The organism is Anaeromassilibacillus sp. An200, assembly GCF_002160025.1.
GTDB classification, from domain to species: Bacteria; Bacillota; Clostridia; order Oscillospirales; family Acutalibacteraceae; genus Caccousia; species Caccousia stercoris.
In genome coordinates this window covers 1-23,444 of sequence record NZ_NFJU01000037.1, presented here as the reverse complement: position 1 = coordinate 23,444, position 23,444 = coordinate 1, and the positions used below count along the sequence as shown (strand labels likewise).

General features: G+C 56.1%; 21 protein-coding genes and 3 tRNA genes. 4 read left to right on the top strand and 20 right to left on the bottom strand.

The window, feature by feature from the left end:
* The first annotated feature begins 415 nt into the window (after positions 1-415).
* A complete protein-coding gene (gene sleB, locus B5F35_RS14695; protein ID WP_087242285.1) occupies positions 416-1,114 on the top strand; it encodes a spore cortex-lytic enzyme in 699 nt (232 codons plus the stop codon).
* A gap of 398 nt (positions 1,115-1,512) precedes the next feature.
* Here the strand turns inward: sleB and B5F35_RS14690 are convergent, their stop codons facing one another.
* The 20 genes from B5F35_RS14690 to rpmH form a co-directional block, all read right to left on the bottom strand.
* Positions 1,513-2,025 (bottom strand): hypothetical protein, encoded by a 513-nt coding sequence (locus tag B5F35_RS14690; RefSeq protein ID WP_140401233.1) that lies wholly within the window; start codon positions 2,023-2,025, stop codon positions 1,513-1,515.
* Between the two features lie 141 nt (positions 2,026-2,166).
* Positions 2,167-2,243 (bottom strand) — tRNA-Val (locus B5F35_RS14685).
* A 127-nt stretch (positions 2,244-2,370) separates the two neighbouring features.
* Positions 2,371-2,445 (bottom strand) — tRNA-Glu (locus B5F35_RS14680).
* A gap of 4 nt (positions 2,446-2,449) precedes the next feature.
* Positions 2,450-2,526 (bottom strand) — tRNA-Met (locus B5F35_RS14675).
* Positions 2,527-2,845: 319 nt separating this feature from the next.
* Positions 2,846-4,354 (bottom strand): IMP dehydrogenase, encoded by a 1,509-nt coding sequence (locus B5F35_RS14670; RefSeq protein ID WP_087242281.1) that lies wholly within the window; start codon positions 4,352-4,354, stop codon positions 2,846-2,848.
* 128 nt (positions 4,355-4,482) lie between these two features.
* Positions 4,483-6,537: an ankyrin repeat domain-containing protein gene (locus B5F35_RS14665; protein WP_087242279.1), complete on the bottom strand. Its 2,055-nt coding sequence runs from the start codon at positions 6,535-6,537 to the stop codon at positions 4,483-4,485.
* Between the two features lie 144 nt (positions 6,538-6,681).
* Positions 6,682-7,410 (bottom strand): acyl-[acyl-carrier-protein] thioesterase, encoded by a 729-nt coding sequence (locus B5F35_RS14660; protein WP_087242277.1) that lies wholly within the window; start codon positions 7,408-7,410, stop codon positions 6,682-6,684.
* A 72-nt stretch (positions 7,411-7,482) separates the two neighbouring features.
* Positions 7,483-8,772, bottom strand: a complete 1,290-nt coding sequence (serS, locus tag B5F35_RS14655) for a serine--tRNA ligase (RefSeq protein WP_087242275.1) — start codon at positions 8,770-8,772, stop codon at positions 7,483-7,485.
* A 50-nt stretch (positions 8,773-8,822) separates the two neighbouring features.
* Positions 8,823-9,680, bottom strand: coding sequence for a ParB/RepB/Spo0J family partition protein (locus tag B5F35_RS14650; RefSeq protein ID WP_087242273.1), 858 nt, complete (start codon positions 9,678-9,680; stop codon positions 8,823-8,825).
* A 32-nt stretch (positions 9,681-9,712) separates the two neighbouring features.
* A complete protein-coding gene (locus B5F35_RS14645) occupies positions 9,713-10,474 on the bottom strand; it encodes a ParA family protein (RefSeq protein ID WP_087242270.1) in 762 nt (253 codons plus the stop codon).
* A 173-nt stretch (positions 10,475-10,647) separates the two neighbouring features.
* Complete coding sequence (locus B5F35_RS14640) at positions 10,648-11,511, bottom strand: ParB/RepB/Spo0J family partition protein (protein WP_087242268.1); 864 nt, start codon at positions 11,509-11,511, stop codon at positions 10,648-10,650.
* 113 nt (positions 11,512-11,624) lie between these two features.
* Positions 11,625-11,876 (bottom strand): hypothetical protein, encoded by a 252-nt coding sequence (locus B5F35_RS14635; protein WP_140401232.1) that lies wholly within the window; start codon positions 11,874-11,876, stop codon positions 11,625-11,627.
* Between the two features lie 365 nt (positions 11,877-12,241).
* Positions 12,242-12,949, bottom strand: coding sequence for a 16S rRNA (guanine(527)-N(7))-methyltransferase RsmG (gene rsmG, locus B5F35_RS14630; protein ID WP_087242264.1), 708 nt, complete (start codon positions 12,947-12,949; stop codon positions 12,242-12,244).
* Positions 12,942-14,834 carry a tRNA uridine-5-carboxymethylaminomethyl(34) synthesis enzyme MnmG gene (gene mnmG / locus B5F35_RS14625; RefSeq protein WP_087242262.1) on the bottom strand — a complete coding sequence of 631 codons (1,893 nt, stop codon included), beginning with the start codon at positions 14,832-14,834 and terminating at the stop codon, positions 12,942-12,944. The genes rsmG and mnmG overlap by 8 nt, the downstream gene beginning before the upstream one ends.
* 487 nt (positions 14,835-15,321) lie before the next feature.
* On the bottom strand, positions 15,322-16,692 hold the full coding sequence (gene mnmE / locus B5F35_RS14615; protein WP_087242258.1) for a tRNA uridine-5-carboxymethylaminomethyl(34) synthesis GTPase MnmE: 1,371 nt from the start codon (positions 16,690-16,692) through the stop codon (positions 15,322-15,324).
* A gap of 373 nt (positions 16,693-17,065) precedes the next feature.
* Positions 17,066-17,914, bottom strand: coding sequence for an RNA-binding cell elongation regulator Jag/EloR (gene jag / locus B5F35_RS14610; RefSeq protein ID WP_087242256.1), 849 nt, complete (start codon positions 17,912-17,914; stop codon positions 17,066-17,068).
* Positions 17,915-18,016: 102 nt separating this feature from the next.
* Positions 18,017-19,117 (bottom strand): YidC/Oxa1 family membrane protein insertase, encoded by a 1,101-nt coding sequence (locus tag B5F35_RS14605; RefSeq protein ID WP_087242254.1) that lies wholly within the window; start codon positions 19,115-19,117, stop codon positions 18,017-18,019.
* Positions 19,118-19,132: 15 nt separating this feature from the next.
* Positions 19,133-19,372 (bottom strand): membrane protein insertion efficiency factor YidD, encoded by a 240-nt coding sequence (gene yidD, locus B5F35_RS14600; protein ID WP_087242252.1) that lies wholly within the window; start codon positions 19,370-19,372, stop codon positions 19,133-19,135.
* On the bottom strand, positions 19,369-19,704 hold the full coding sequence (gene rnpA / locus B5F35_RS14595) for a ribonuclease P protein component (protein WP_087242250.1): 336 nt from the start codon (positions 19,702-19,704) through the stop codon (positions 19,369-19,371). The genes yidD and rnpA overlap by 4 nt, the downstream gene beginning before the upstream one ends.
* Before the next feature lie 103 nt (positions 19,705-19,807).
* Positions 19,808-19,942, bottom strand: a complete 135-nt coding sequence (gene rpmH, locus B5F35_RS14590; protein WP_087242248.1) for a 50S ribosomal protein L34 — start codon at positions 19,940-19,942, stop codon at positions 19,808-19,810.
* A 379-nt stretch (positions 19,943-20,321) separates the two neighbouring features.
* Here rpmH and dnaA point away from each other — a divergent pair, with 379 nt between their 5' ends.
* The 3 genes from dnaA to B5F35_RS19045 all read left to right on the top strand — a co-directional run.
* The gene (gene dnaA, locus B5F35_RS14585) at positions 20,322-21,629 is read left to right on the top strand and encodes a chromosomal replication initiator protein DnaA (RefSeq protein WP_087242246.1); all 1,308 of its coding nucleotides are present in this window, start codon (positions 20,322-20,324) and stop codon (positions 21,627-21,629) included.
* 273 nt (positions 21,630-21,902) lie between these two features.
* Complete coding sequence (gene dnaN, locus B5F35_RS14580; RefSeq protein WP_087242244.1) at positions 21,903-23,009, top strand: DNA polymerase III subunit beta; 1,107 nt, start codon at positions 21,903-21,905, stop codon at positions 23,007-23,009.
* 46 nt (positions 23,010-23,055) lie between these two features.
* Positions 23,056-23,444 (top strand): hypothetical protein (locus tag B5F35_RS19045; protein ID WP_206424055.1); only part of this gene is annotated, 389 nt, incomplete at its 3' end.

The following is a 23,444-nucleotide window of genomic DNA, read 5'->3' as shown; positions in this document are numbered from 1 at the left end:
TAAATCGTTCGTTGTTTAATTTTCAAGGTTCTGCGTCCGTCCCTCTCATCGAGGAGCGTGCTTTACATTTTATCACACTCTCGTGCGTTTGTCAAGCACTTTTTTCTTCCCTTTTTTGGGACAGCCTTGACATTGTATCACTTTTGCGATGCTCTGTCAAGATTTTTTTCCGTCTCTCTCGACGGCTTGACTATAATACCACACCCTTCCCCGCTTGTCAACGCTTTTTCGATCTTTTTTTGCAATTTTTTTCCTTTTTTGCAAGTTTCCCTGAATTGTTTCCGGATCCTTCAATTTTCTGTGAAACCTGTTCCCGCATAACACCAATTTTCTCCGGCTATACTAACCCCAATGAATTCCGGCTGTGTGGAACCAATAGCCGCTCTCTATTATATATAGAAAGGATTTGTTCCTAATGAACCTTCATCGTTTTTCCCATCGCCGCTTTCTGGCAGCGGCCGCTGCCGCCCTGATGCTGATCGGGATCGCGGTATACGCGTCCAGCCCTCTCTTTTCCATGCAGGACAGTGTTTCCACCCTCTCCAAGGTTGGCTCACGCGGCGACGAGGTACGCCAGATACAGACAAAGCTAAAGGAAAAGGGATACAACCCCGGCGCCGTGGACGGCATTTTCGGAGAAAACACGCGCAAGGCCGTCATAGCCTTTCAGCGCGATTACGGACTGACGCAGGACGGCATAGCCGGGCCGAACACGCTCAAGGCGCTCGGGATCACGTCCTCCTCCGGCCTGGGCAGCTTCAGCAGCGCGGACATTGACCTGCTTGCCAAAGTGATCTCCGCTGAGTCCAGGGGCGAGCCATACGCGGGACAGGTGGCCGTGGGCGCTGTGATCCTGAACCGCATGGAGCACCCCTCCTTCCCCAATACGCTCTCCGGCGTCATTTACCAGCCCGGAGCCTTCTCCTGTCTCTATGACGGCGGTATCAACGCCCCGGTGGCGGAAAGCGCTTACCGGGCTGCCCGTGACGCTATCAATGGCCAGGATCCGTCCGGCGGCGCCATCTATTATTATAACCCAGCCAAGTCCACCAACGAGTGGATTTTCTCCCGCCCTGTCATCACCGTGATTGGACAGCACCGGTTCTGCTCCTAAAGCTCGTATAGCGCGGACGTGGTTTTCCACAAAAGAGAGTTTTCCCCGATTCCACTCCACGATTGTGGAAAAGCTTCCGGCAGATGGAACGGGAAAACCTCATGCCTATGCGAACCGTAAAAACCGTCGAAATTTAACTTTCCACAAAACCGAAGTTTTCCACAGTGGAAAACTTTTTCCCACGTTTTCTTTTCCACAAAGAGAGGTGCGGAGCGTCTTACCCGATTCTTTTCAAAAACCGCATAGCAATGCGGAATTTCAGTAAATTATAAAACCGCGTTCTCCCTGTTTTCCACCGCGTTGGGGAAAGATTGTGGAAAGTTTTCCGTGTGAAAAAACGGCCCGGCAAAAGGAGTTTTCTCCTCTGCCGGGCCGCGTTTGATCTTTTTATATGGGATTTATGCGTCCGCCTTGAACGTCTTAAACGCTTCAATCGCTTCCTGCGTCTTGGCAACGCTCTCGTCGTCCGTGGCTGCGTTGGTGTAAATCATGAGATATTTGCCGCTGTCCGAAAGATAAACGTTCTGCACCGTCTGGCCAATAATCTGGAAGGTGCCGTCCTTCTGTACGCTTTCGCGGACGGTGTTCGCCGTCTCGTTGAGGTTATCCAGATCATACTCATAGAACTCCGCCGTGATGGAACCGCTGACATACCGGTGGCCGAGCTCTTTCGCGCCGATCAGTTCCCCGTCCATCTCGGAAGGCGTTCCCGCAATATAGCCGCGATCCAGCATGAATTGCTCCAGTCCGCCCAGCGTGTCGTCCACTTCCTCCTCTGTCAGCGCGGAGGAAACCGCTTCCGACGAGGTCTGGCTGCTGGCGTTCATATCGACAAAGCCTTCTCCGCAGGCGCTCATCATGGTCATGCAGAGCATAGCCGCGGCAAGGGCTGCCACCCATCTTTTCTTCATGGCATTCTCAACCTTTCTCCGCTTTTTCACGGCTGCTGCCAAAGCAGGCAGCTTCCGGGCGGGGGAACTCCAGTAAATTTTCTTCTGATATGAAAAAAACCGCTCAATGGCGGTTTTTTTCCTGCGGCAAAGCCGCTGTTCTGGTGGACACAAGGGGACTCGAACCCATGACCTCTCGCGTGTGAGGCGAGCGCTCTAACCAGCTGAGCTATGCGTCCATAAGCAAAAACAAGCATCGCTGCCTGTCTTTGTCTGCGGGCTTCCTTTTATGGAGCCAGCGTTTCCCCGACGGTCGGGAAAAGAAGCATTCACCTCTGAAAATCAGAGGTGAATGACCGCCGTAATTGGTGACCCGGACGAGATTCGAACTCGTGAAGCCGCCGTGAAAGGGCGGTGTCTTAACCGCTTGACCACCGGGCCATGTTGGTAGCGGCAACTGGATTTGAACCAGTGACACTTCGGGTATGAACCGAATGCTCTAGCCAACTGAGCTATGCCGCCATATTCTCCGCAACGATTTCGGAGCGTTATTTATTATAGTATACTTGTCCCCCGTTGTCAAGTGTTTTATGCCAAATTTCTTGAGATTTTTTAAGGACAAGGGGACTCTGTCCCCTCACACTCCCCTGCCGCCTTTTGAAAAAGGCGGGCGAAAACTTTCACCAAAGCCCTAATGGGCTTTGAAAGTACCAGGAAACAGCGCGGGACGCAAAGCAAGACCCCCTTGCGGCATGAGATCGCAAGGGGGCCGATTTTCTGATGCGTGCCGGGCGGCGGACAGGTCCGCCGCTTGCGCGAATTGCGTCCAGACTCAGTCTGGTTACTTGATGTTGGTGACGTTCTTGTCTTTGAGAACAACGTCGTGGGCGCCGCCTTCGACGATGCTGACGGAGGACACCAGCGTGATCTTGGCCTTCTGCTGAAGCTCCGGAATCGTGAGCGCGCCGCAGTTGCACATGGTGGACTTGACCTTGCTCAGCGTCAGGTTCACGTTATCCTTCAGGCTGCCCGCGTACGCGACGTAGGAATCCACGCCTTCCTCAAAGGAAAGCTTCTTCGCGCCGCCGAGATCGTAGCGCTGCCAGTTGCGGGCGCGGTTGCTGCCCTCGCCCCAGTATTCCTTCATGTACGTGCCGTTGACGTTCACCTTGTTCGTCGGGGATTCGTCAAAGCGGGCAAAGTAACGGCCCAGCATGACAAAATCCGCGCCCATGGCAAGTGCCAGCGTCACATGGTGATCGTAAACGATGCCGCCGTCGGAGCAGATCGGCACATAAATGCCCGTCTCCTCAAAATACTCGTCGCGCGCCTTGGCGACCTCGATCACCGCCGTGGCCTGACCGCGGCCGATGCCTTTTGTCTCGCGCGTGATGCAGATCGAGCCTCCGCCGATACCGATCTTCACGAAATCCGCGCCGCACTCGGCCAGAAAGCGGAAGCCATCCTTATCGACCACGTTGCCCGCGCCGATCTTCACGGTGTCGCCATACTTCTCCCGCACCCAGGCAATGGTGCGCTTCTGCCACTCGGAGAAGCCTTCGGAGGAGTCGATGCACAGCACGTCCGCGCCTGCTTCGACCAGCGCCGGGATGCGCTCCTCGTAATCGCGCGTATTCACGCCCGCGCCGACCACATACCGCTTCTGCGCGTCCAGCAGCTCATTCGGATTTTCCTTGTGGTTCGCGTAGTCCTTGCGGAACACCATGTATTGCAGATGCCCGTCGGCGTCCACCACCGGCAGGGAATTGAGCTTGTGATCCCAGATAATATCGTTGCACTCGGAGAGCGTCACGCCCTTGGGCGCGGTGATCAGCTTCTCCATCGGCGTCATGAAGTCGCGAACCTTCACGTCCGGCGACATACGGCTTACGCGGTAATCGCGTCCCGTCACAATGCCGAGCAGCTTGCCGTTCGGGCCGCCGTCGTCCGTGACCGCCACGGTGGAATGGCCGGTTTTTTCCTTGAGCTCCAGGATATCGGCGAGCGTCTTGTCGGGCTGGATGTTGGAATCGCTTACCACAAAGCCCGCCTTGTATGCCTTCGCGCGGGCCACCATCGCGGCCTCGGCCTGAATACTCTGTGATCCGTAAATAAAGGAAATGCCGCCCTCCTTGGCCAGCGCCACCGCCATTTTGTCGTCGGAAACCGACTGCATGATAGCGGACACCATCGGAATGTTCATCGAGATGGCCGGTTCCTCACCCTTGCGGAATTTGGTCAGAGGAGTTTTCAGGCTCACATTCGCGGGGATACACTCCGCAGAGGAGTAGCCCGGAATCAACAGGTATTCATCGAAGGTATGACAAGGATCGTTGTAAAAATAAGCCATTCTGATACATCCTCCATTTTTGTTTTATTTTGGCGCTCGGAAAGCGGCTCCAACAATCTTTACGATAAGGGGAATTGATTTATTATAGCACTATCCGCATGAAATGACCAGAGGGAAACGAAAATAATTTATCCCTCCGCGCCCGCCATGAGAAGCTGTTCGACGATCTCCGTGAAGCCGTTCTCCGTGGCGTAGTACAGCGCGCTGCGCTGGCTGTTGCTCACCAGGTTGACGTCCGCGCCGTTTTCGATCAGGAAGGCCACCATATCGTTCTGCCCTTCTCTTGCCGCCAGGAGCAGCGGCGTCTTGCCGCCCTGATCCCGCAGGTTGACATCCGCGCCGCCTGCGAGCAGCGCCTTGGCAATGGGATAATTGCCTTCCTCCGCCGCATAGTGCAGCGGGGACGAGCCGTCAAGCTGCTTGCAGTTGGGATCGGCTCCCGCCTTGAGCAGAATTTCCGCCAGATATACATTCTGATTGCGGCAGACCATAAGCAGCGGGGTGTCTCCGTCGTCGTTGACGGCGTTCACATCCACGCGCCCTGCCTTGAGCAGCGCCTCGACCACCTCGCTCTGATTCTGGTGGCACGCCTGATGCAGCGTCGTATTGCCCATGTCGTCCGTCTTCTTCTGCTCATCCTCCAGCAGGGCAATCACGTCGCGCATGCCGTTGGCCGCGGCATAGTCAAACGCGTTATGTCCATTCTGATCGGTGAGCGTTTTATCCGCCCCAAGCTCCAGCAAAAGACGGCAGGCTTCGCCTCGCCCATTCTCCACAGCATAGATCAGCGGCGTCTTTCCCTGCTGATCGGAGCCGTTCACATCCACACCGTTGTCGCAGAGCAGGCGGATGATATCCTTGTTCCCCGCCTGACTGGCCATGTGCAGGGCCGTGCGGCTTTGGTTGTCCGCAATCGAAGCGTCCGCTCCCGCTTCCAGAAGCGCCGTCTCCACCTCCTCCATAGTCCGGAAATCCCCGGCGCACGCGAGCATCAGCGGCGTCTGGCCCATGTTATTTTTGCGGTCCACATCCGCGCCCTGGCGGATCGCTTCCTCCATGACCATGTCAATAACACTATTCCTGCCATCGCCCCGCCCGTACAAGGAGGAGCAGGCCAGCCCCAGCAGGCAGTCGCCCTGATCGTTGACGCTGTCGTTCAGATCAAAGCCATACCGCACCAGAAGATCCACCAGCTGTTCCGCCAGCCTGTCCTCGTAGAGCTTTTTCGGCGCGTGTATCATGATCTGCTGACTGAACAGCGCGGCGATAGCCGGTTCCCCTTCGCTGTTCTTCACCGAAGGATCGGCGCCCAGCCCCAGCAAGAGAGCCGCCATTTTCACGTCGCAGGTCTGGCAGGCCACCGCCAGCGGCGAAAGTCCCGCAAAGCCATGCTCCTCGCTGATCGCGTTGAGATCCTCTCCCATACCGGCCAAAGTACGCACGGCTTCCTCATCCTGTTTGCGCACCGCCTCATGCAGCGTCATGCCGCCCGTCGCGATCTTCGCCTGTGCCTCGGGGGATTCCTCCTCGTCCGGGGAATAGGTGCCGTTAAGCAGAGCCGAAAGCTTTTTCGCCCCCGCGCGCATGGCCAGCTTATAGGCCGTTTCCAGCATATCGTTTTCCGCTTCGGGATCCACCCCGGCTTCTATCAGAATCACCGCACAGCGGAACAGCGCTTCCAGCTCCTCCTCAATCTTCCTTCTGCGCCATTGCAGCTCCTCCATGGAAACAGGGCTGCGTCTCTTGACCGGCAGGGAAGCTTCATTGCGTTTTTCTTCGATCTCCTCATCGACACGCTCCAAAGCCTCGATCGGATTCCGGCAGGCCTCCGCGATCAAATGCAGGCCCGTGTTCCCGTCCTCGTCTGTTTTGGTCATTTTCACGCCGCGCTCTGCCAAAGCGCGCAGAAATTCATCGTTGCCCTCCTGCGCGGCACAATGATAGCAGAACATACCGGAGGAATTCCGGCGCATGGTGCTGGCTTTGCCGTCGAGCAGAGCAAGCGCCGTGCGGTAGATATCCCCTTCCCTCGGGACATAGTTGTTGGAGAATCCTTTCTTCGCCAGAAGAAACAGAGGAATATCTCCATATGTGGACGCTTCGTTCGGTTTCAGCCCCTGTTCCAGCAGCCAGGCCACCGCCTCGGGGTGGGCATTCTGGCTGGCAATGTGAAGCAAATTCACATCCCCATATCCTTCTGCCTTTTCATCAAGCGGACACTCCTGATACGTGGAGAAAATCTTCTCCGGATCCGCTCCCTTCTGGTAGGATCACCAAATCTCGAAAATGCTCATTTTTCCATCTCCTTTTGTATGTTCTCAATCACTTTATCGAAGCAAAGCGGAAAAGCATAAGCCACGCTCGTGCCATCCCTGCACCAGGAAGCCTCCCTCGCGCTCTCCTCCGCAGATGGTCAGCGTCTCGCCCAGCTTCGCTTCGCTCACATAATCGATTTGCTCATAGCCAAACGTTTTTCCCCGCAGCTCCTGGGGCAGAAAATCCATGGTAATATCGCCATAGACCGTATTGTTCAAATGATCGTTGTAATCAATATCGGAATAGCGGATCTCGCGCTTTCCCAGCTCCGGCAGCTCGCACGGCGGAATCTTGTCCACCTTTTCCTCTCGCGGCACCTTACCGTCATGGAATACGCCATAGGAAAGAAATACCTTGGGACGCAGGATTTTGTGCTCGTGCGGCTCCGCGGACACACAGGTCTGCACCACACGGATCAAAAGCTCGTCCCCCGCCCAAAATTCATAGTCGCGGTAAAACTGCACGCCCATCGTGCCGAGCGGGTGCGTTTTGATGGTCAGCTCCTCCCCCAGCTTCGGGAGACGGTACACCGTGGCAGCGTTGGAAATGATCAGGAATACCAGCCCCTTTTCCTTCATGGCCGTGTAGCCCATCCCCACAGATTCCAGGTGGCGTTCGCTGATCTCCTGGCAGACCCGCAGCTGAACAGACAGCTTCATGCAGCTTCCCGGCCCCACATCATACGTTTTGACACGCATGGGAAGCGTATATTCCCGGATCTGTTCTTCCGTGAACTCCATTTTCCACAAACACTTCCTTTCGTGTGGAAAAAGCCGGACCCAGTTTCGGGCCCGGCTGCGCAGATAAAATATTTATTTCACCGGCAGAATGACTTCCTGGCCGCCCATATATTTTCTGAGAACCTCCGGCACGGTCACGCTGCCGTCGGCATTCTGGAACTGCTCCACGATTGCGGGCATCACGCGGCTTGTGGCAAGGCCGGAAGCGTTGAGCGTGTGCGCAAAGTGCAGCTTCTTGTCCGCTCCACGGTACTTGATGTTGCCGCGGCGCGCCTGGTAAGCCCGGGCGTTCGAAGCGGAGCTGACCTCCTTGTAAATGCCCATGCTCGGGATCCAAACCTCAATATCATACGTTTTGGCCATGGAGAACGAGCAGTCACCGGCGGCAAGCTTGCTGAGACGGTAATGCAGGCCCAGCTCCTGGACCAGGCGCTCCGCCTTGCCGACCAGCTCCTCAAACGCGGCATCGGAGCCTTCCTCGGTGGTGTACTGCACCATTTCCACCTTGTTGAACTGGTGGCCGCGGATCATGCCGCGCTCCTCGGCGCGGTAGCTGCCCGCCTCGCGGCGATAGCACGGCGTATAGGCGATAAACTTCTTCGGCAGATCCTCCTCGGAGAGAATCTCGTCGCGATACAGGTTCACCAGCACGGTCTCCGCCGTCGGCAGCATAAATTTCTTGTCGGCAGACGTGGGGTTCTGGATCCAGTAAACCTCCTCCGCGAACTTCGGGAACTGGCCTGCCACATAGCCGCACTCATAGTTCAGCATGTGCGGTGGCAGGATCAGCTCGTAGCCGTCCGCCAGATGCTCGTTCACAAAGAAGTTGAGCAGCGCCCACTCAAGACGCGCGCCCGCTCCGCGATAGATCCATGCGCCGTTGCCGCCGACCTTCGCGCCGCGCGGATAATCAATCATGCCCAGGTTCTCGCAGAGGTCCACGTGATTCTTTGGCTCAAAATCAAACTTCGGCTGTTCCCCGAAATAGTGCACCGGAACATTCTGCTCCTTGCCGCCCGCCGCAACGTCCTCGTCGGGCATATTCGGCAGGCCGAGCATCAGCTCCTTCTGCTTTTCCTCAATCGCGCTGAGATCGGCGTCAGCCGCCTTGATCTTCTCAGAAAGGGCCTTCATCTCCGCCATCACGGGAGCCACGTCCTCCCCTGCTTTCTTCATGGCGGGGATCTTCTTGGTGCAGGCGTTCTGCTCTGCCTTCATGGCTTCGGTGCTGCCAGTCAGCTCGCGGCGCTTCGCGTCCAGATCCAGGATCTCGTCCACGACGGAATCCAGATCCATTTCGCGCTTTTTGATGTTGGCCTTCACCAGATCAGGGTTGCTGCGGATCAATTTGATGTCGATCATAATCTTGTTATCTCCTGTCTCTTGAAATATCTATGTTGCTTTGCGGCCATTCAGCGATCTTCAAAAAGCTTGATCAGCTCGGAAAGATCCTCTTCGCCGTAAAATTCAATCACTAGCGTTCCCTTTTTCTTATTTCCCTTAACGGAAACACGGCGGCCCAGATGCTCATGCAGAGCCAGCTCCACCTCATCATAATACGGCATGCGGCGCTTGGGCGGCTGGCGCTTGGGTTCCTGCTCCTCGCCGCGCGCGTTCTGCGACATTTTTTCAAGCTGCCGCACGGTCAAATCCTGCTCCACAATCAGTCTGGCGGCGCGGCGCATGGATTCCTCGTCCGGAAACGCAAGCAGCGTGCGCGCATGGCCCGCGGAGATTGTTCCATCCTGCACCATGGCGCGGATATCCTCCGGCAGAGAAAGCAAACGGAGCGCATTTGCCACCGCGGGGCGGGATCGTCCCACCGTGCGGGCAATATCCTCCTGTGTAAAGCCATACTCCTCGATCAGCGCCTGATAGCCGCCCGCTTCTTCGAGCGGATTCAAATCCTCACGCTGCAAGTTCTCAATCAGCGCCAGCTGCATCACTTCGCTGTCTGTGAGATCCCGCACAACAGCCGGGATCTCCTGCACGCCCGCCATACGGGCGGCACGCCAGCGGCGTTCTCCGGCTACGATCTGGTAGCCTCCCCCGATGATGGGGCGCACCAGAAGCGGCTGCAAAACGCCATGTTTGGAAATGGAGTCCGCCAGCTCGGCAATGGATTCATCGTCGAAGTTTTTTCGGGGCTGATCGCGGTTTGGCTCAATCTCCCCAATTTTTATGGCGACGGCGGAATTTTTATCCTCCATATCATTTTCAGAAAAGATGGCGTCCAGGCCCTTGCCCAGCCCGCCCTTTTTGGCTGCCATTCAATCTCCCCTCTCTGAGAAAGCGGTTTTGGTCAGCGGTTTTTCAGGATTTCCTTTGCCAGCGCGTTATAAGCGGCGCTGCCCTTGCCGCCCTTGTCGTAATACTGAATCGGCTTGCCGAAGCTGGGAGCCTCGGAGAGCCGGACACCGCGCGGCACCACGCTGGAAAACACCTTCCGCGGAAAATACTTCTTAACCTCCTCAACCACCTGCTGCGTCAGGTTCAAACGGCCGTCGTACATTGTCAGCAGCACGCCCTCAATCTCCAGCTGATCGTTATACTGTCTCTTCACCCGGCGTACCGTATTCATCAGCTGAGAAAGTCCCTCCAGCGCGTAGTATTCACACTGGATCGGGATCAAGAGCGTGTCCGCCGCGCACAGGGCGTTTGTGGTGATGATCGAGAGTGAGGGCGGGCAGTCGATCAGCATGTAATCGTACGTCTCCCGCAGAGGAGCCAAAGCCGTGCGCAGAATGGCCTCCCGGTGATCACGCTCGACAAGTTCGACCTCCGCCCCGGCAAGATCCATACTGGAGGGAATGAGATCCAGCTTGTCAAACCCGGTGTGCACAATCACATCCTGAGCCTTTACTTCCCCCAGAAAAACGTTATAAACCGTGTTCTGTTGTTTCCGGCGATCCACGCCGACGCCGCTTGAGCTGTTTCCCTGTGGATCCACGTCGATAAGCAGCGTTTTTTTGCCTTCCAGACCCAGCGCGGCCGCCAGATTGACTGCCGTGGTCGTTTTTCCGACCCCGCCCTTCTGGTTGGCGATTGCGATAATTTTACCCATTGGCTTCCCTCCCTCCGCCTTATTATAACACGCTTTCCTGTGGGAATAAAGCTATATTTCCCCATCAGAGCAAAGAATTTTCATTGTTCCACGTGGAACAATGAAAAAAGCCGTGAGATCTCCTTGTATTTCGGAGATCTCACGACCCTTTTTCTATGTATTCTCTTTTTCGGTCATCCCTGTGCCGCCTTTTTCCCCTCCCCTTTCACCAAACTCAGCGGAGCGGAGCCGGACGCTTCCGAACGCGGGATCCGCACCACATACTCCAAATATTCCTCCGTTTCCCGTTTCCAGCTCTGCGCACCGATTCCGCTCTGCTTCATCACGTCCACCGCGTGGTGAATGGTATTCATGAAGAGCCGGACATCCCGCACCAGTACCGTTTTCTTTTTCTTCTGCGGCTTGTCCGTTTTGGTCACAGGCTCAAGAAACTGAGAAATGTAGGCTTCCGTCTGCGCAACGTTTAACTGCTGCTCCTCCACCCATTTGAGAGCGGCAAGACGATCCTCCTGCTTTTCCAGGCGCAGAACCGCTCTGGCATGTCGTTCCGTCAGACCGGCGCGGGTAATGATCTCCCGCTCCTCTGGCCCCAGCCGCAGGAGACGAAGCTTGTTTGCAATGCTGGACTGGCTTTTTCCCAGCCGGGTGGCTGCTTCCTCCTGGGTAACGCCCCACTCCTCCACAAGGCGGCGCAGTCCCTCCGCTTCCTCAAAAACGCCAAGGTCGCGGCGCTGCAAATTCTCCAGCATGGCGAGGATTGCGCTCTGCCGGGAATCGCAGGAGGACACCACGCAAGGCACAAGAGAAAGACCGGCGAGCTTGCAGGCACGGAGCCGCCGTTCCCCCGCTATCAGCTGATATTCCCCCGTCGGTGTGCGGCGTACCGTGAGAGGCTGCAAAAGCCCATTCTGACGGATACTCTCTGCCAGCTCGGAAAGAGAATCCGGGTCAAAGCTTGTCCGGGGCTGCGCTGGGTTGGGGTGGATCGTATCGGGCGGAAGCTGGATGAGTTTCTTTTTATCCTGATGATTCCACATGATAAACCCTCCTTGGTGGAAAACTTCCTTTGTTTTCTTCATCATACTCTATTTTGAAAGAGGAATTTGTCACAGTATGAGCGACCAGAAAACAAAACGAAAAGTTTCCTTTATCAAAGAGCAAATGTTTCACATGAAACTTTTTGGTTCGTTAAATAGACATAGAAAAACCCGAGCAGTTCCTTCCCAATCAAAAGGATCTGCCCGGGTTTTGCTGTTCTGCGAACCGGAAAATCGAAGTTCAGCGGCTCAGTGCTATTCGCAAACTTCCGTAGGGCCGTACCCCAACGCACGGGAACAGTTTCGCAATCGAAGATTGCGAGTTGTTCTGTCGCCAGCCGGCGTTTGGCGGCCTTGCGCCGCAAGCCGGCCGCTCCCTGGGAAAGGGGGTGACGGGCTGACGTAGGAAACCAAAGGGGTTCGAAGGGGCGAAGCCCCTCGCGGTTCTTTCCCCCATTTCTTGGCGGCAAGAAATGGGGGGCCTCCGCGGCCTGAGCGAATCATATACAAACTGGCGTTTGTATATAGCTTGCACTTCAATTTTACGATTCTTGCGACCTGTAAAATTAAAGTTCAGCAGCTGAGTGCGGGAAAGAATCGACAAAGAGAAACTCACCGGGAACATGTCCAGACTGTCCCGCGCCGCCGGACAAAATCATTTCCACACCGCTGCCGCGCGGGCCGTTGCATGCAGACTCAGTCTGCTGCGTGCAGGCTCAGCCTGCCTGCCTTAAAGCGGAGCTTTCTTGATCTTCCCCCCATGCCGGGGATACTCTTTCCCCGTTGGCCCCTTCTTGCGAACGATCGCCAACCGCCTTTGATCCCCTCCCGGCAGTTCATATGCTTCCACTCGTTCCACTTGCCCGCCAAGCAGCTTCACCGCCCGCGTCGCGTTCTGCATTTCCTCTTCCAACTGCGGACCCTTCAACGCCGCGAAAATACCTCCCGTTTTGACAAACGGCATGCAATATTCACACAGTACATTCATTCCGGCAACCGCCCGCGCCGTTGCGCAGTCAAATTTTCCCCTCAAGGCCGGATCGCGTCCCGCTTCCTCCGCGCGCGCATGTACCAATTTCGCTTTCACGCCAATTTCCCCGCACACCGTTTCCAAAAACGTCAAACGCTTCTGCAAGCTGTCAAGCAATGTGATTTCCAACTCAGGCCGCAGAATCCCCCATACAACTCCCGGAAATCCCGCTCCTGTTCCCACATCAATTACCTTGCCGGAAATCTGCAAATACCGCAGCGCCAGCGCGCTGTCCAGAAAATGCTTCACGCGAATTCCTTCCGGATCCACAATCGCGGTCAGGTTCATTTTCTCGTTCCATTCGCATAACAGCTCCGCATACCGTTCCAGTGCGGCCAGCTGCTCCTCCCCCGCGGGTATTTCATACGCGGAAAATAATTCCGCCAGCTTTTCCTGAAACTCAGTCATGGTCTCCCCCGCTTTCCTTTCCTCTCTGTGAAAGCCAGATCAACAAAACGGAAATATCTGCCGGACTGACACCGCTGATCCGGGAAGCCTGTCCCACGGAGATCGGACGAATCTTTTTCAGCTTTTCCCGCGCTTCCATGCGCAAGCCTTGGATCGACTCGTAATCCGCGTCCTGCGGCAGCCGTCTCTCTTCCAGCCTGCGCACCTCCGCGACGTCCGCCTTCTGCCGTTTGATGTAGCCCTCATACTTGAGTTCGATTTCCACATTCTCAAAGATTGCGGTGGAAAACTCCGGCCGCGTCGGATCCACCGGCGCCAATACTTCATAATTCAGCTCCGGCCGACGCAGCAGCTCCGCCAGCTTTGCCCCTGTCTTGAGCGGAGCCGTGCCGCAGCGCTCCAAAATGGCGTTGACCTCTTCGCCAGGCGCAATGACCGTCTTTTCCGCGCGTGCACGCTCTATTTTCTTTTCTTCTTCCTTTTTCGTAAAGCGCGCCCAACGATCGTCCGAAATCAGACCAATTTTGCGCCCCGTAGGCGTCAACCGTTCGTCAGCGTTATCCTGACGCAGAATCAGCCGGTACTCGCTCCGCGACGTCATCATGCGGTACGGATCGCTGACGCCCTTCGTCACCAGATCGTCGATCAACGTTCCCATATACGAGCTGGCACGATCCAGCAAAAGCGGTTCCTTCCCCTGCACGCGCAGAGCCGCGTTAATGCCAGCAACCAACCCCTGCGCTGCTGCTTCCTCATATCCGGAACTTCCGTTAAACTGGCCCGCTCCATAAAGGCCGGGCAGATCTTTAAATTCCAGTGTTGCATCCATCTGCTGCGGATCCACACAGTCATACTCGATCGCATAGGCCGGACGCATGATCTCCACATGCTCCAAACCGGGGATCGTGTGGTAAAACGCCACCTGCACATCCTCCGGCAAGCTGCTGCTCATGCCCTGCAAATACATTTCCTCGGTATCCAGTCCGCACGGCTCAATGAAAAGCTGGTGCCGTTCTTTATCCGCAAACCGAACGATCTTGTCCTCAATGCTCGGACAATAGCGCGGCCCCACTCCCTCAATCTTTCCGCCATACAGCGGCGAGCGATCCAGATTCGCAAGAATCACACGCTTTGTCTCCTCGTTTGTCCAGGAGACGCGGCACACCGCCCGGTTCTGCACCGCACCCGGTTCCGTGTCGTAGGAAAACGGCTCCGGCGGTTCGTCTCCCTTCTGCACCTCCAGATTGGAAAAGTCAATGCTTCTCCGCAGCACGCGCGCGGGCGTTCCCGTTTTGAACCGGCGCAGGGAAAGACCTAGCTTTTGTAAGGACTCGCTCAAAAATGCCGCCGGGAACAATCCGTCCGGCCCGCTCTCATAGGACACGTCTCCCACATAGATTTTTCCGGCAAGGAATGTTCCTGTCGCCAGAATTACAGTCTTGGCCCGATACTGCGCTTCCAAGCGCGTCGTCAGGAGCCAGTCCTCCCCTTCCCTCTCCAGCGAAACGATCTCCGCTTGTTTCAGAAGAAGGTTTTCCTGTAACTCCAAGGTGCGTTTCATAATTTTGCTGTACTCGCGCCGGTCAATCTGTGCGCGCAGCGAATGTACCGCCGGACCCTTGCCCAGATTCAACATTCTGCTTTGCAGCGTCGCGGCGTCTGCCGCCCGGCCCATCTCGCCGCCCAGCGCGTCAATCTCCCGCACCAGGTGCCCTTTGGCCGTGCCGCCGATCGACGGATTGCACGGGCAGTTTCCCACCGCGTCCATGTTGATGGTGAAAAGAATGGTCTGACAGCCCAGTCTGGCCGCCGCCAGTCCCGCCTCGATTCCGGCGTGTCCGGCTCCTATCACCGCTACGTCGCATTGTCCCGCGTTATACTTCATCCGCCACCGCGTCCTTTACATATAGTATAGATTATAGAGAAAATGACTGATTGAAAACCACACAATAGAATACAAAAAGTATTATTTATATTGGAATATACTGATATTGGTTTATGAATAGCCACAGATAGTTGTAATTGAGATATAAAATACGATATGTATTTGTTCTGATCCCCTCTCCCCTATCGGAGCGGGGAGAGGGAGCTGTGCGTTTTGAGGACGGAAGCTCACCGCACGGAAAAATTCGCTTCGCTCTTTTTCTCGCTCTGGCATCCGTGTATTTTATACTGATCCCTCTCCCCTATCGGAGCGGGGATGGCAAGCTGTGCGTTTTAGGGACGGAAGCTCACCGCACGGAAAAATTCGCTTTGCTCTTTTTCTCGCTCTTTTCTGGCTTCGCTTGATCTTTTTTAGGGGCTCTGCCCCTAAGACCCTGCGGCCTTTTGAAAAAGGCCGGCGAAAACTTCAACGCGGCTACGCCGTGCTCTTATTTTCCCACACAGAAACGGGAAAACACTTCATCCACCACGGCATCCGTGACCTTCTCCCCCGTCAACTCCAACAGCGACGCCACCGCTCCTTCCAGCGACACCGTCACCGCATCCAGCGTCATACCAATTTGCAGCGCCCGTTCCGCTTCCTCCAGCGATTCCTTCGCACGCCTTGCCGCTTCTCTTTGACGCTCCGTAAACAGCAAGCCCTCATTCGGATCAATCTCCGACGTTTTCAATACCTTCCCTATCGCCTTCGCCAATTCCTCCAACCCGTCTCCATTCTTGGCGGAAAGCACTACAATATGTTGAAAATACTTTTGAATATACGAATAGTCGAGCTTTGTAGGGAGATCGCTCTTGTTCACGACCGCCAGTGCCGGGACATTCCGGCACGCATGCGCCAACCGGCGATCCTCCTCCCCCATCTTACGCGAGGAATCGAACACCGCGAGAACCAGCTGTGCCGACTCCAAACGTTTCCGCGCACGTTCCACACCAATCCGTTCCACCGCGTCGTCGGTATCGCGCAGACCGGCCGTATCAGCCAGCCGAAGCGGAATCCCGCCGACCAGCACGGTTTCCTCTACAATATCGCGGGTTGTCCCCTCCACGTCGGTGACGATCGAACGCTCACACCCGGCCAGAAGATTCATCAAGGTGGATTTTCCGGCGTTCGGTTTTCCGGCAATTACGGTATCGACTCCCTCCCGCAAAGCGCGGCCCGCGTCAAAGGATTGCAGCAAACGATCCAGTTCCCGGCCCGCGTCAAAAAAGATACGCTGCAATTCGTCTTCATTGACCTCCGGGATCTCTTCCTCAGGATAATCCGCCCAGGCTTCCAGGTGAGCGGCAGCTCCGACAAGCGTTTCCTTCACCGCCTCGATCCGCCGTTCGAGAGCGCCGTCCCGCCCCGCAAGAGCAGCGCGTGCGGCCTGATCCCCCCGCGCGGAGATCAGCTCCATCACAGACTCCGCTTCCGTCAATCCCATCTTTCCGTTCAGGAAAGCGCGGCGAGTAAATTCCCCGGGCTGGGCGGGACGCGCGCCCGCATGGTACAACGCCCGAAGCGTTCGGCGCAGCAGGTACAACCCGCCGTGACACGAAAGCTCCGTGACATTTTCTCCCGTAAAGCTGGCCGGAGCGCGGTAATTGATCGCGATCGCTTCGTCGATCTCCCCCGCCTCGTCATGAACGCGGCCATAATGAACGGTATATCCTTTTTCGCCGGCCAGCTTTTTCCCGCTTTTGGCCGTAAAAACCTTGTCTGCGATCTCCTGCGCCTGCGGGCCGGAGATGCGGATCAAACCGATCCCACCCGGCGCCTGCGCCGTCGAAATCGCCGCAATCGTTGTTGTTTCCGTCATTCCTTTTCTTCACACCTTTCGGCAAACCAAAACAAGCTCAACGCCCAGCACCGTTCTGTCGTGTACTCGGCGTAGCCGCCTAAAAGTTTTCGCCGGCCTTTTTCAAAAGGCCGTGGGGTATGGGGCAACGCCCCTAAATCGTAACCTTTTCCTCCCAAAATGCAGGAGGGGGAGGAAAAACAGTCCGGGGGACTGTTTTTCCGTAGGGGGACCTACATGAGGGGTCCCCCTGTGCACCGGCGACAGCCGGTGCACAAAAGACGCATCCCATATTCACCATGCAATCCGAAGATAGAAAAAAGCGAGACTGCCAGCTGCGGCAGCCTCGCCTGATAATTTGGATCTTACGCCGCAGTCCAAAGCAGGGCGCGCCTTATTTTTTCACGTCGATGCGCCCATACAGCGGGGCGGCGGAATCGTCGCTGTGCTGCTGCACAACCGGCTGATCGGAGGATTTCCCCTGGAACGCGGCGGCCTGATGGGCGCGCGGCGGGCGGTTCCCGGAACGCGGCGGACGGTTTCCCCCACCCTGACGCGGCCCTCTGGAATCTCCGGGCTTGCGGCCACGGGGACGGCGCTGCGGCTGGGGACGTTCTCCCTCAATCGGGCCGATCACGACATGGCGCGCGAGATCCTCTCCCTCGCTCCACGACTTCGCGCCCTCAACGGTCTGCACCGCAGTATGAATGATACGGCGCTCATAGGGGTTCATCGGCTCCAAAGAGGAATTGCGGCCGGTGCGTACAGCCTTCGCGGCAATCTTCTTGCCGAGGACTTCCAGCGTCTCACGGCGTTTTTCACGGTAATTGCCGATATCCAGCGTAATGCGGTAATAGGAATTATCCACATGATTGGAGACAAGACCGGCCAGATACTGGAGAGCGTCAAGCGTCTCGCCGCGGTGGCCGATAATAAAACCAACGTCGTCGCCGGAAATGGAAATGAGCGCGCCGTTTTCCTCCTCCTGCATCGAGAAGGAAGCATCCTTTACACCCATGCAGTCGAGGATGGTTTTGAGGTAATCCACGGCAGCGTCCGCCGGGCTCGTCTTGATAAAGGCGCGCACCTTCGCCGGGCTTCCTCCAAAGAGGCCGAAGGTCTTTTTCACGGGAAGCTGCAGCACCTCGAATTCCGCCTCATAGGATTCCACACCCAGCTCGCGGCAGGCTGCCTCCTTTGCCTGTTCAATGGTATCTGCGGTTGCAATGGCTTCTCTCAACATAATAGGGAACCAACCTCCTTACCCAACGTCCGGTTACGGTATTCGGCAGCCCTTTGCTTCCGCGGCGCGCAGCCGCGCCTTTATGCGGAACACAACGGACCTTTACTTCTTCTGTCCCAGATAATCAGAACCGCTCTTGTTCTGCTTGCCCTTCCCCTTTTGGGCGGGGGCGTTTTTCTTTTCGGCGGGAAGCTGCTTTTTCTCCTGCTTCGCGGCCGCCTTGCCGGTGGAGGCTGAAAGCTTGTCTTCCAGCGTTTTCCGGATCTCGATCTGCTGGTTCACGGGAATTTCCTTGACCTTGGCCTCCTCGAGCTCACGGCGCGCCACGCGGGCGGCCTCGGCACGGGCAAGCAGATCGGCCTGTCCGAAGAATTTCATGGTAATAAACGACTGCCCGATTCCCAGCACGTTCTGGATCGCCCAGTAGAAGCCGACGGCGCCGGGCATGGTGAAAGCGAGATATGCCGTAAAGAGAGACATGCCGTAAAGCATGAACTTCATGCAGCCCTGCTGCTGCTGAGCCGCCTGGTTCGGCTGCATTTTGGTCGTCACCAGCTGCATGAGGAGCGAAGTGACAAGGCAGATCGCGGGAATCAGCCACATCATGGACTCAAAGCTGCTGCTCTGCGGGGTGGCCAGCAGATCCAGGCCAAGGAACTTGAACCCGCGGCTGAACGACTCGATCTTTTCAATATCCTGAGCGGAGAACATGGTCAGCGTATCGCGCAGGGAATCAAAATGCTTGATGATCTCGATCTCCCCGTACTGGGAAACAAAGGTGGAGCTGACGCCGGGGATTTTGCTGAGCATCTGCGTGGCCTGCGACACGACGTTCGCGTCAATGTGCAGAGCGTTGCGCAGAGGGTAAATCACGGAATAATAGATACCGAAGAGGATCGGCAGCGGGATCAGCATGGGCAGGCAGCCGCCTGTCATGCTCACGCCCTCCTTCTGGTAGAGCTTCTGCGTCTCCTCGTTGAGCTTCATTTTATCGTTGGCATAGATTTTCTGGAGCTCGCGCACTTTTTTCTGCACCTTCGCCTGCGAAGCCATGGATTTCTGCTGCTTCACGGAGAAGGGGAATACCAAAGCCTTGACGATAATGGTGAACAGGATAATCGCCACGCCGTAATTCTGCACGATCCCATACAGGAACCAGAGCAGATATCCGAGCAGGCTTCCAAACCAGTTAAAAATATCCATAGGCGCAAAACTCCTCTATCGTGGTGAACGCTTGCTCTTCCGCTCCGGCACGGGATCGTACCCGCCGCTGGAAAAGGGATTGCAGCGCAAAATACGGTATAACGCAAGAAAAGAACCCTTGAACGCCCCAAACCTCTGAATCGCCTCAATCGCGTAATTCGAGCAGGTGGGGATGTATTTGCAGCACGATCCGCCTTTATAGGGCGAAATCGCCAGCTGATAAAAGCGCACAAGCGCAATCAGGATCCGCTTCACAGCAGCACCCCCGCATCCTTGAGCTGAGCCATCATGGCGCGGTGGATCTGCGTGCTTTTGAGAAACGGCGTTTTTCCCCGCGCGACGAACACAAAGTCGTAGCCGGGGCGCACATGCGGATACGCCTGACGGAACGCTTCCCGGATCACGCGGCGCGAACGGCTGCGCCGGACGGCGTTGCCGATCTTTTTGCTGGTGGTGATCCCGACGCGGATCCCGCCGCAGCGGTTTTTCATCACATACGTTACAAGAGCAGGACCGACAAAGGATTTCCCCCGCGTATAAAGCCTGCGGAAATCCCTGTTATCCTTGAGTGAAACAATCACGTCCATCTATTTCAAATCACACTCCCCCCGCCGCCGAAAGCGCAGGCAAAGGGGCCTGTGCCCATACATACAAAGAAAGGCCACGCAACGGTGGCCCTTGCACTCAAGCTCAGTAGGTTAAGCGTGCTCTGCCCTTCGCACGGCGGCGGGCCAAAACCTTGCGGCCGTTGCTGGTGGACATTCTCTTACGGAAGCCATGCTCCTTTTTTCTGTGGAGCTTCTTCGGCTGATACGTTCTCAGCATGGAAAAACCCTCCTTTCGGGCATCTTGTCGTTGATCAGGACAAGCCTGCATGTGTCAACCTTGCAATTTAGCATTATAGCGGATCTTCCCGCCGCCTGTCAACCCATTTTTACGCCCACTGCGCGAAAAATACAGGTTTTCCCTGATCTTTTGAAAACAGGAAGCTTTTTAAGCGGAAAACAGGCAGATTTGCCCTCGTTTCTCCCATTTTCTCACAGGTAAAATACAAAACAGCGCCCGTTTTGCGCCTGCAAAAGGATTTGTCAAAGAGAAAAGAATGTGCTATTATAAAGTATATAATGCCTAAAAGCGCCCAAAATCCAAAACGAGGGGATCGAGGGCCGTGTGGAAAGTTCAAAGGAAAGGTAGTTAATACGTTATGGAATCCTTTACCGAAGCCTGGAGCCTGATCTGCGATTTTTGCAAAAACCGCATCACGGAAGTGGCCTTCACAACATGGATCAGCCGGATCGAGCCGGTAACGCTCGATTTCGCACAGGGGACGGCGATCCTGAAGGTGCCCAACGACTTTCACCGCCAGACGCTGGAGCGGTGTTATACCTCCCTGCTCACAGAGGCCCTCGACGAGGTGTTCGGCCCGGGGCTGAAGGTGAAGTTTGTGATCCCGGAGGAACTCGGCCAGCCGAAGGAGGAGCGTTTCCAAAGCGACACCGATTACGACTATACCTTCGACACCTTTATTGTAGGGCCGTCGAACAAATTTGCCCATGCCGCGTCGATCGCTGTGGCGACGAAGCCCGCGAGCCTGTATAACCCCCTGTTTATTTACGGCAACTCGGGACTGGGCAAAACCCACCTGCTCTACGCCATCTGCAACGAGATCGCCTTCCGTCACCCGCAAATGAATATCCTATATATAAAGGGAGACGAATTCACCAACGAAATGATCGAGGCGATCCGCCACGGCACCACGCAGGAATTCCGCCAGCGCTACCGCAAGGCGGACATTCTGCTCGTCGACGATATCCAGTTTATCGCGGGCAAGGAGTCGACGCAGGAGGAATTCTTCCACACCTTCAATTCTCTCTACGAATCAAAGCGCCAGATTGTGCTGACGTCCGACCGCCCGGCGAAGGATATCGCGACGCTCGAGGAACGTCTGCTTACCCGCTTTGAATGGGGACTGACGGCCGACATTCAGCCGCCGGATTTCGAAACGCGCCTTGCGATTATCCGCCGCAAAGCGGAGCTGCTGGACATTACAATTCCAGAGAACGTCTGCGAATACATAGCGAACCGGCTGAAAAACAACATTCGTCAGCTGGAGGGCACCGTGAAAAAGATGAAGGCATACCACCTTCTCAACGGTCAGGCCCCCAGCATCACCACGGCCCAGGCCGCGATCAGCGATATCATCAACAACGATCAGCCCACGCCGTTCACCGTGGAAAAAATTATCGAGGAGGTCGCGCGCACCTTTGGCGTCACCTCAGACGATATCCGCTCGGCCAAGCGCGCCTCCAACATCTCCAAGGCGCGCCAGATGGCCATGTACGTTGTGCGCGAGATCACGCAGATGCCCACGGAAGCGATCGGCAACGAATTCGGCGGACGCGATCACTCCACGGTCGTCTATGCCCTTCAGCAGATGGAGAAAAACCAGCAGAAGGACAGCAAGATTAAGGCCACCGCGGAGGACATCATCAAGAACATCCGCGATCGGTAAGCTTTCACAAGTTTTCAACATTCCCCACAGAGTTTTCCACAGGGGTGTGAAAAAGAAAAAAGTTTTCCCTTTGATCACAACATTTCCACCACGCGATCCCCAAAACTTTTTTCCCCTCAACAGGCTTCCTGCCTGGAAAAATTGATCTTTTCCACTTTTCCGGCTCCCCTACTACCCCTACTAAAACGATCCCTATCCTAAACAATACTGATCTTTTTCCGCACGGCGGAAAACCGCCGCGCGGCCCAAACAGGAAAGGCCAGGTAATTTGCCATGAAAATTGTATGCAGCCGTCAGCAGCTCGTGGAAGCAGTTTCCAACGTTCAGCGGGCGGTCTCCACGAAATCCTCCGTTCCCGCGCTCGAAGGAATCCTCCTGCGCACCTCCGGCGGAGAAGTTACTCTCTGCGGCTACGATCTGGAGCTGGGCATGACCACCTCGATCGAGTCCAGCGTCGAGGAAAGCGGCAGCGTTGTGCTCAGCGCCCGCCTGTTCGCGGACATTGTGCGCCGCCTGCCCGGCGAAAGCGTCAGCCTCACGATCGACGAAAAGAACATCACCACGATCAAAAGCGGCGCCAGCGAATTCTCGATCGTGGGAATTCCCGCCGACGAATACCCGGATATGCCCGCGATCAGCGGTGATGACAGCGTTACCCTCCCCCAGCACCTGCTCAAGGGCATGATCCGGCAGACGATCTTCGCCGTCGCGGAGTCCGACGCCAAACCGATCCACACCGGAACGCTGTTCGAGATCGGGGAAGGCCGGATCCGGCTTGTCTCGGTGGACGGCTACCGGCTGGCCATGCGCGAGGAAGCGGCGGGCGGCGACGCCCAGCTCAGCTTTGTTGTGCCGGGCAAGACTCTCAGCGAGGTGTCGAAGCTGCTCAGCGACGAGGAGGAAGATGAACTCGAGCTTCGCGTCGGACGGCGGCACATTCAGTTCCGGATCGGAAGCTACTGCGTGATCTCGCGTCTGCTCGAGGGAGAATTCCTCGATTACCGCGCCGCGATCCCGCAGTCGAGCACAACGGAAATTATTGCCAACACGCGCGAATTCATCAGCAGCGTGGAGCGCGTTTCCCTTCTGATCACGGATCGCCTGAAAAGCCCTCTGCGCTGCCAGTTCGGAAATGGGGAAATCCACCTCTCCTGCTCCACGGCGATCGGCCGCGCAAGCGATCAGTTTGAAGCCGCGCTCACCGGTGATCCCGTGGAAATGGGCTTTAACAACCGCTATCTGCTCGACGCGCTGCGCAACAGCGAGGGCGACGAGGTGAAGATCCAGCTCAACGGGCCGCTGAGCCCCATGAAGGTGATGCCGCGCGAGGGCTCGGACTATCTTTTCCTGGTGCTCCCCGTCCGGCTCAAAACCGAATAAACTTTGCCTTGCCGGACGCCTTCCCGCGCCCGGCAAGATGTTTCATGTGAAACAATCGTTTGAAAGGAAAAAACCGGAAATTTTCGACGAAAAACGATCCTGTGATCGCAAAAAAGGCGCACGGGATCCGAAAAAGAAACAGGATGGGACAAAATTCACATTGCGAAAGAAAGCGAAAGCTGCGCTTGAAACATGCCGGAGTTTTCCGCTTTCCACCCGGATTTCTCGCTCGTTTCTGTTCCAGTTTGGAAGAAAATGTGGTATAATAATAGAATGGCCGTGTGATAAATTCCGGTTTAGCGGCTGGGTGTTATCTGCAAGCCTATGTAGAGCCGTAACCCCAACCCACGGAATCATCGCGACCTGGCTAGCGCCAGTTCGCGGTCTGAAGCATAATTTTGCAGGCTTCGCCCGGAAAATTACGCTTCAGCAGTT

Bases quoted from the DNA above. Each gene is read 5' to 3' on its own strand.
- rsmG (WP_087242264.1), bottom strand. From the start codon at position 12,949: ATGACTGAGTTTCAGGAAAAGCTGGCGGAATTATTTTCCGCGTATGAA.
- B5F35_RS14650 (WP_087242273.1), bottom strand. From the start codon at position 9,680: ATGGCAGCCAAAAAGGGCGGGCTGGGCAAGGGCCTGGACGCCATCTTT.
- sleB (WP_087242285.1), top strand. From the start codon at position 416: ATGAACCTTCATCGTTTTTCCCATCGCCGCTTTCTGGCAGCGGCCGCT.
- B5F35_RS14640 (WP_087242268.1), bottom strand. From the start codon at position 11,511: ATGTGGAATCATCAGGATAAAAAGAAACTCATCCAGCTTCCGCCCGAT.
- B5F35_RS14605 (WP_087242254.1), bottom strand. From the start codon at position 19,117: ATGGATATTTTTAACTGGTTTGGAAGCCTGCTCGGATATCTGCTCTGG.
- B5F35_RS14670 (WP_087242281.1), bottom strand. From the start codon at position 4,354: ATGGCTTATTTTTACAACGATCCTTGTCATACCTTCGATGAATACCTG.
- B5F35_RS14645 (WP_087242270.1), bottom strand. From the start codon at position 10,474: ATGGGTAAAATTATCGCAATCGCCAACCAGAAGGGCGGGGTCGGAAAA.
- dnaA (WP_087242246.1), top strand. From the start codon at position 20,322: ATGGAATCCTTTACCGAAGCCTGGAGCCTGATCTGCGATTTTTGCAAA.
- jag (WP_087242256.1), bottom strand. From the start codon at position 17,914: ATGTTGAGAGAAGCCATTGCAACCGCAGATACCATTGAACAGGCAAAG.
- B5F35_RS14660 (WP_087242277.1), bottom strand. From the start codon at position 7,410: ATGGAGTTCACGGAAGAACAGATCCGGGAATATACGCTTCCCATGCGT.
- serS (WP_087242275.1), bottom strand. From the start codon at position 8,772: ATGATCGACATCAAATTGATCCGCAGCAACCCTGATCTGGTGAAGGCC.
- B5F35_RS14690 (WP_140401233.1), bottom strand. From the start codon at position 2,025: ATGAAGAAAAGATGGGTGGCAGCCCTTGCCGCGGCTATGCTCTGCATG.
- mnmE (WP_087242258.1), bottom strand. From the start codon at position 16,692: ATGACGGAAACAACAACGATTGCGGCGATTTCGACGGCGCAGGCGCCG.
- rpmH (WP_087242248.1), bottom strand. From the start codon at position 19,942: ATGCTGAGAACGTATCAGCCGAAGAAGCTCCACAGAAAAAAGGAGCAT.
- rnpA (WP_087242250.1), bottom strand. From the start codon at position 19,704: ATGGACGTGATTGTTTCACTCAAGGATAACAGGGATTTCCGCAGGCTT.
- dnaN (WP_087242244.1), top strand. From the start codon at position 21,903: ATGAAAATTGTATGCAGCCGTCAGCAGCTCGTGGAAGCAGTTTCCAAC.
- mnmG (WP_087242262.1), bottom strand. From the start codon at position 14,834: ATGAAGTATAACGCGGGACAATGCGACGTAGCGGTGATAGGAGCCGGA.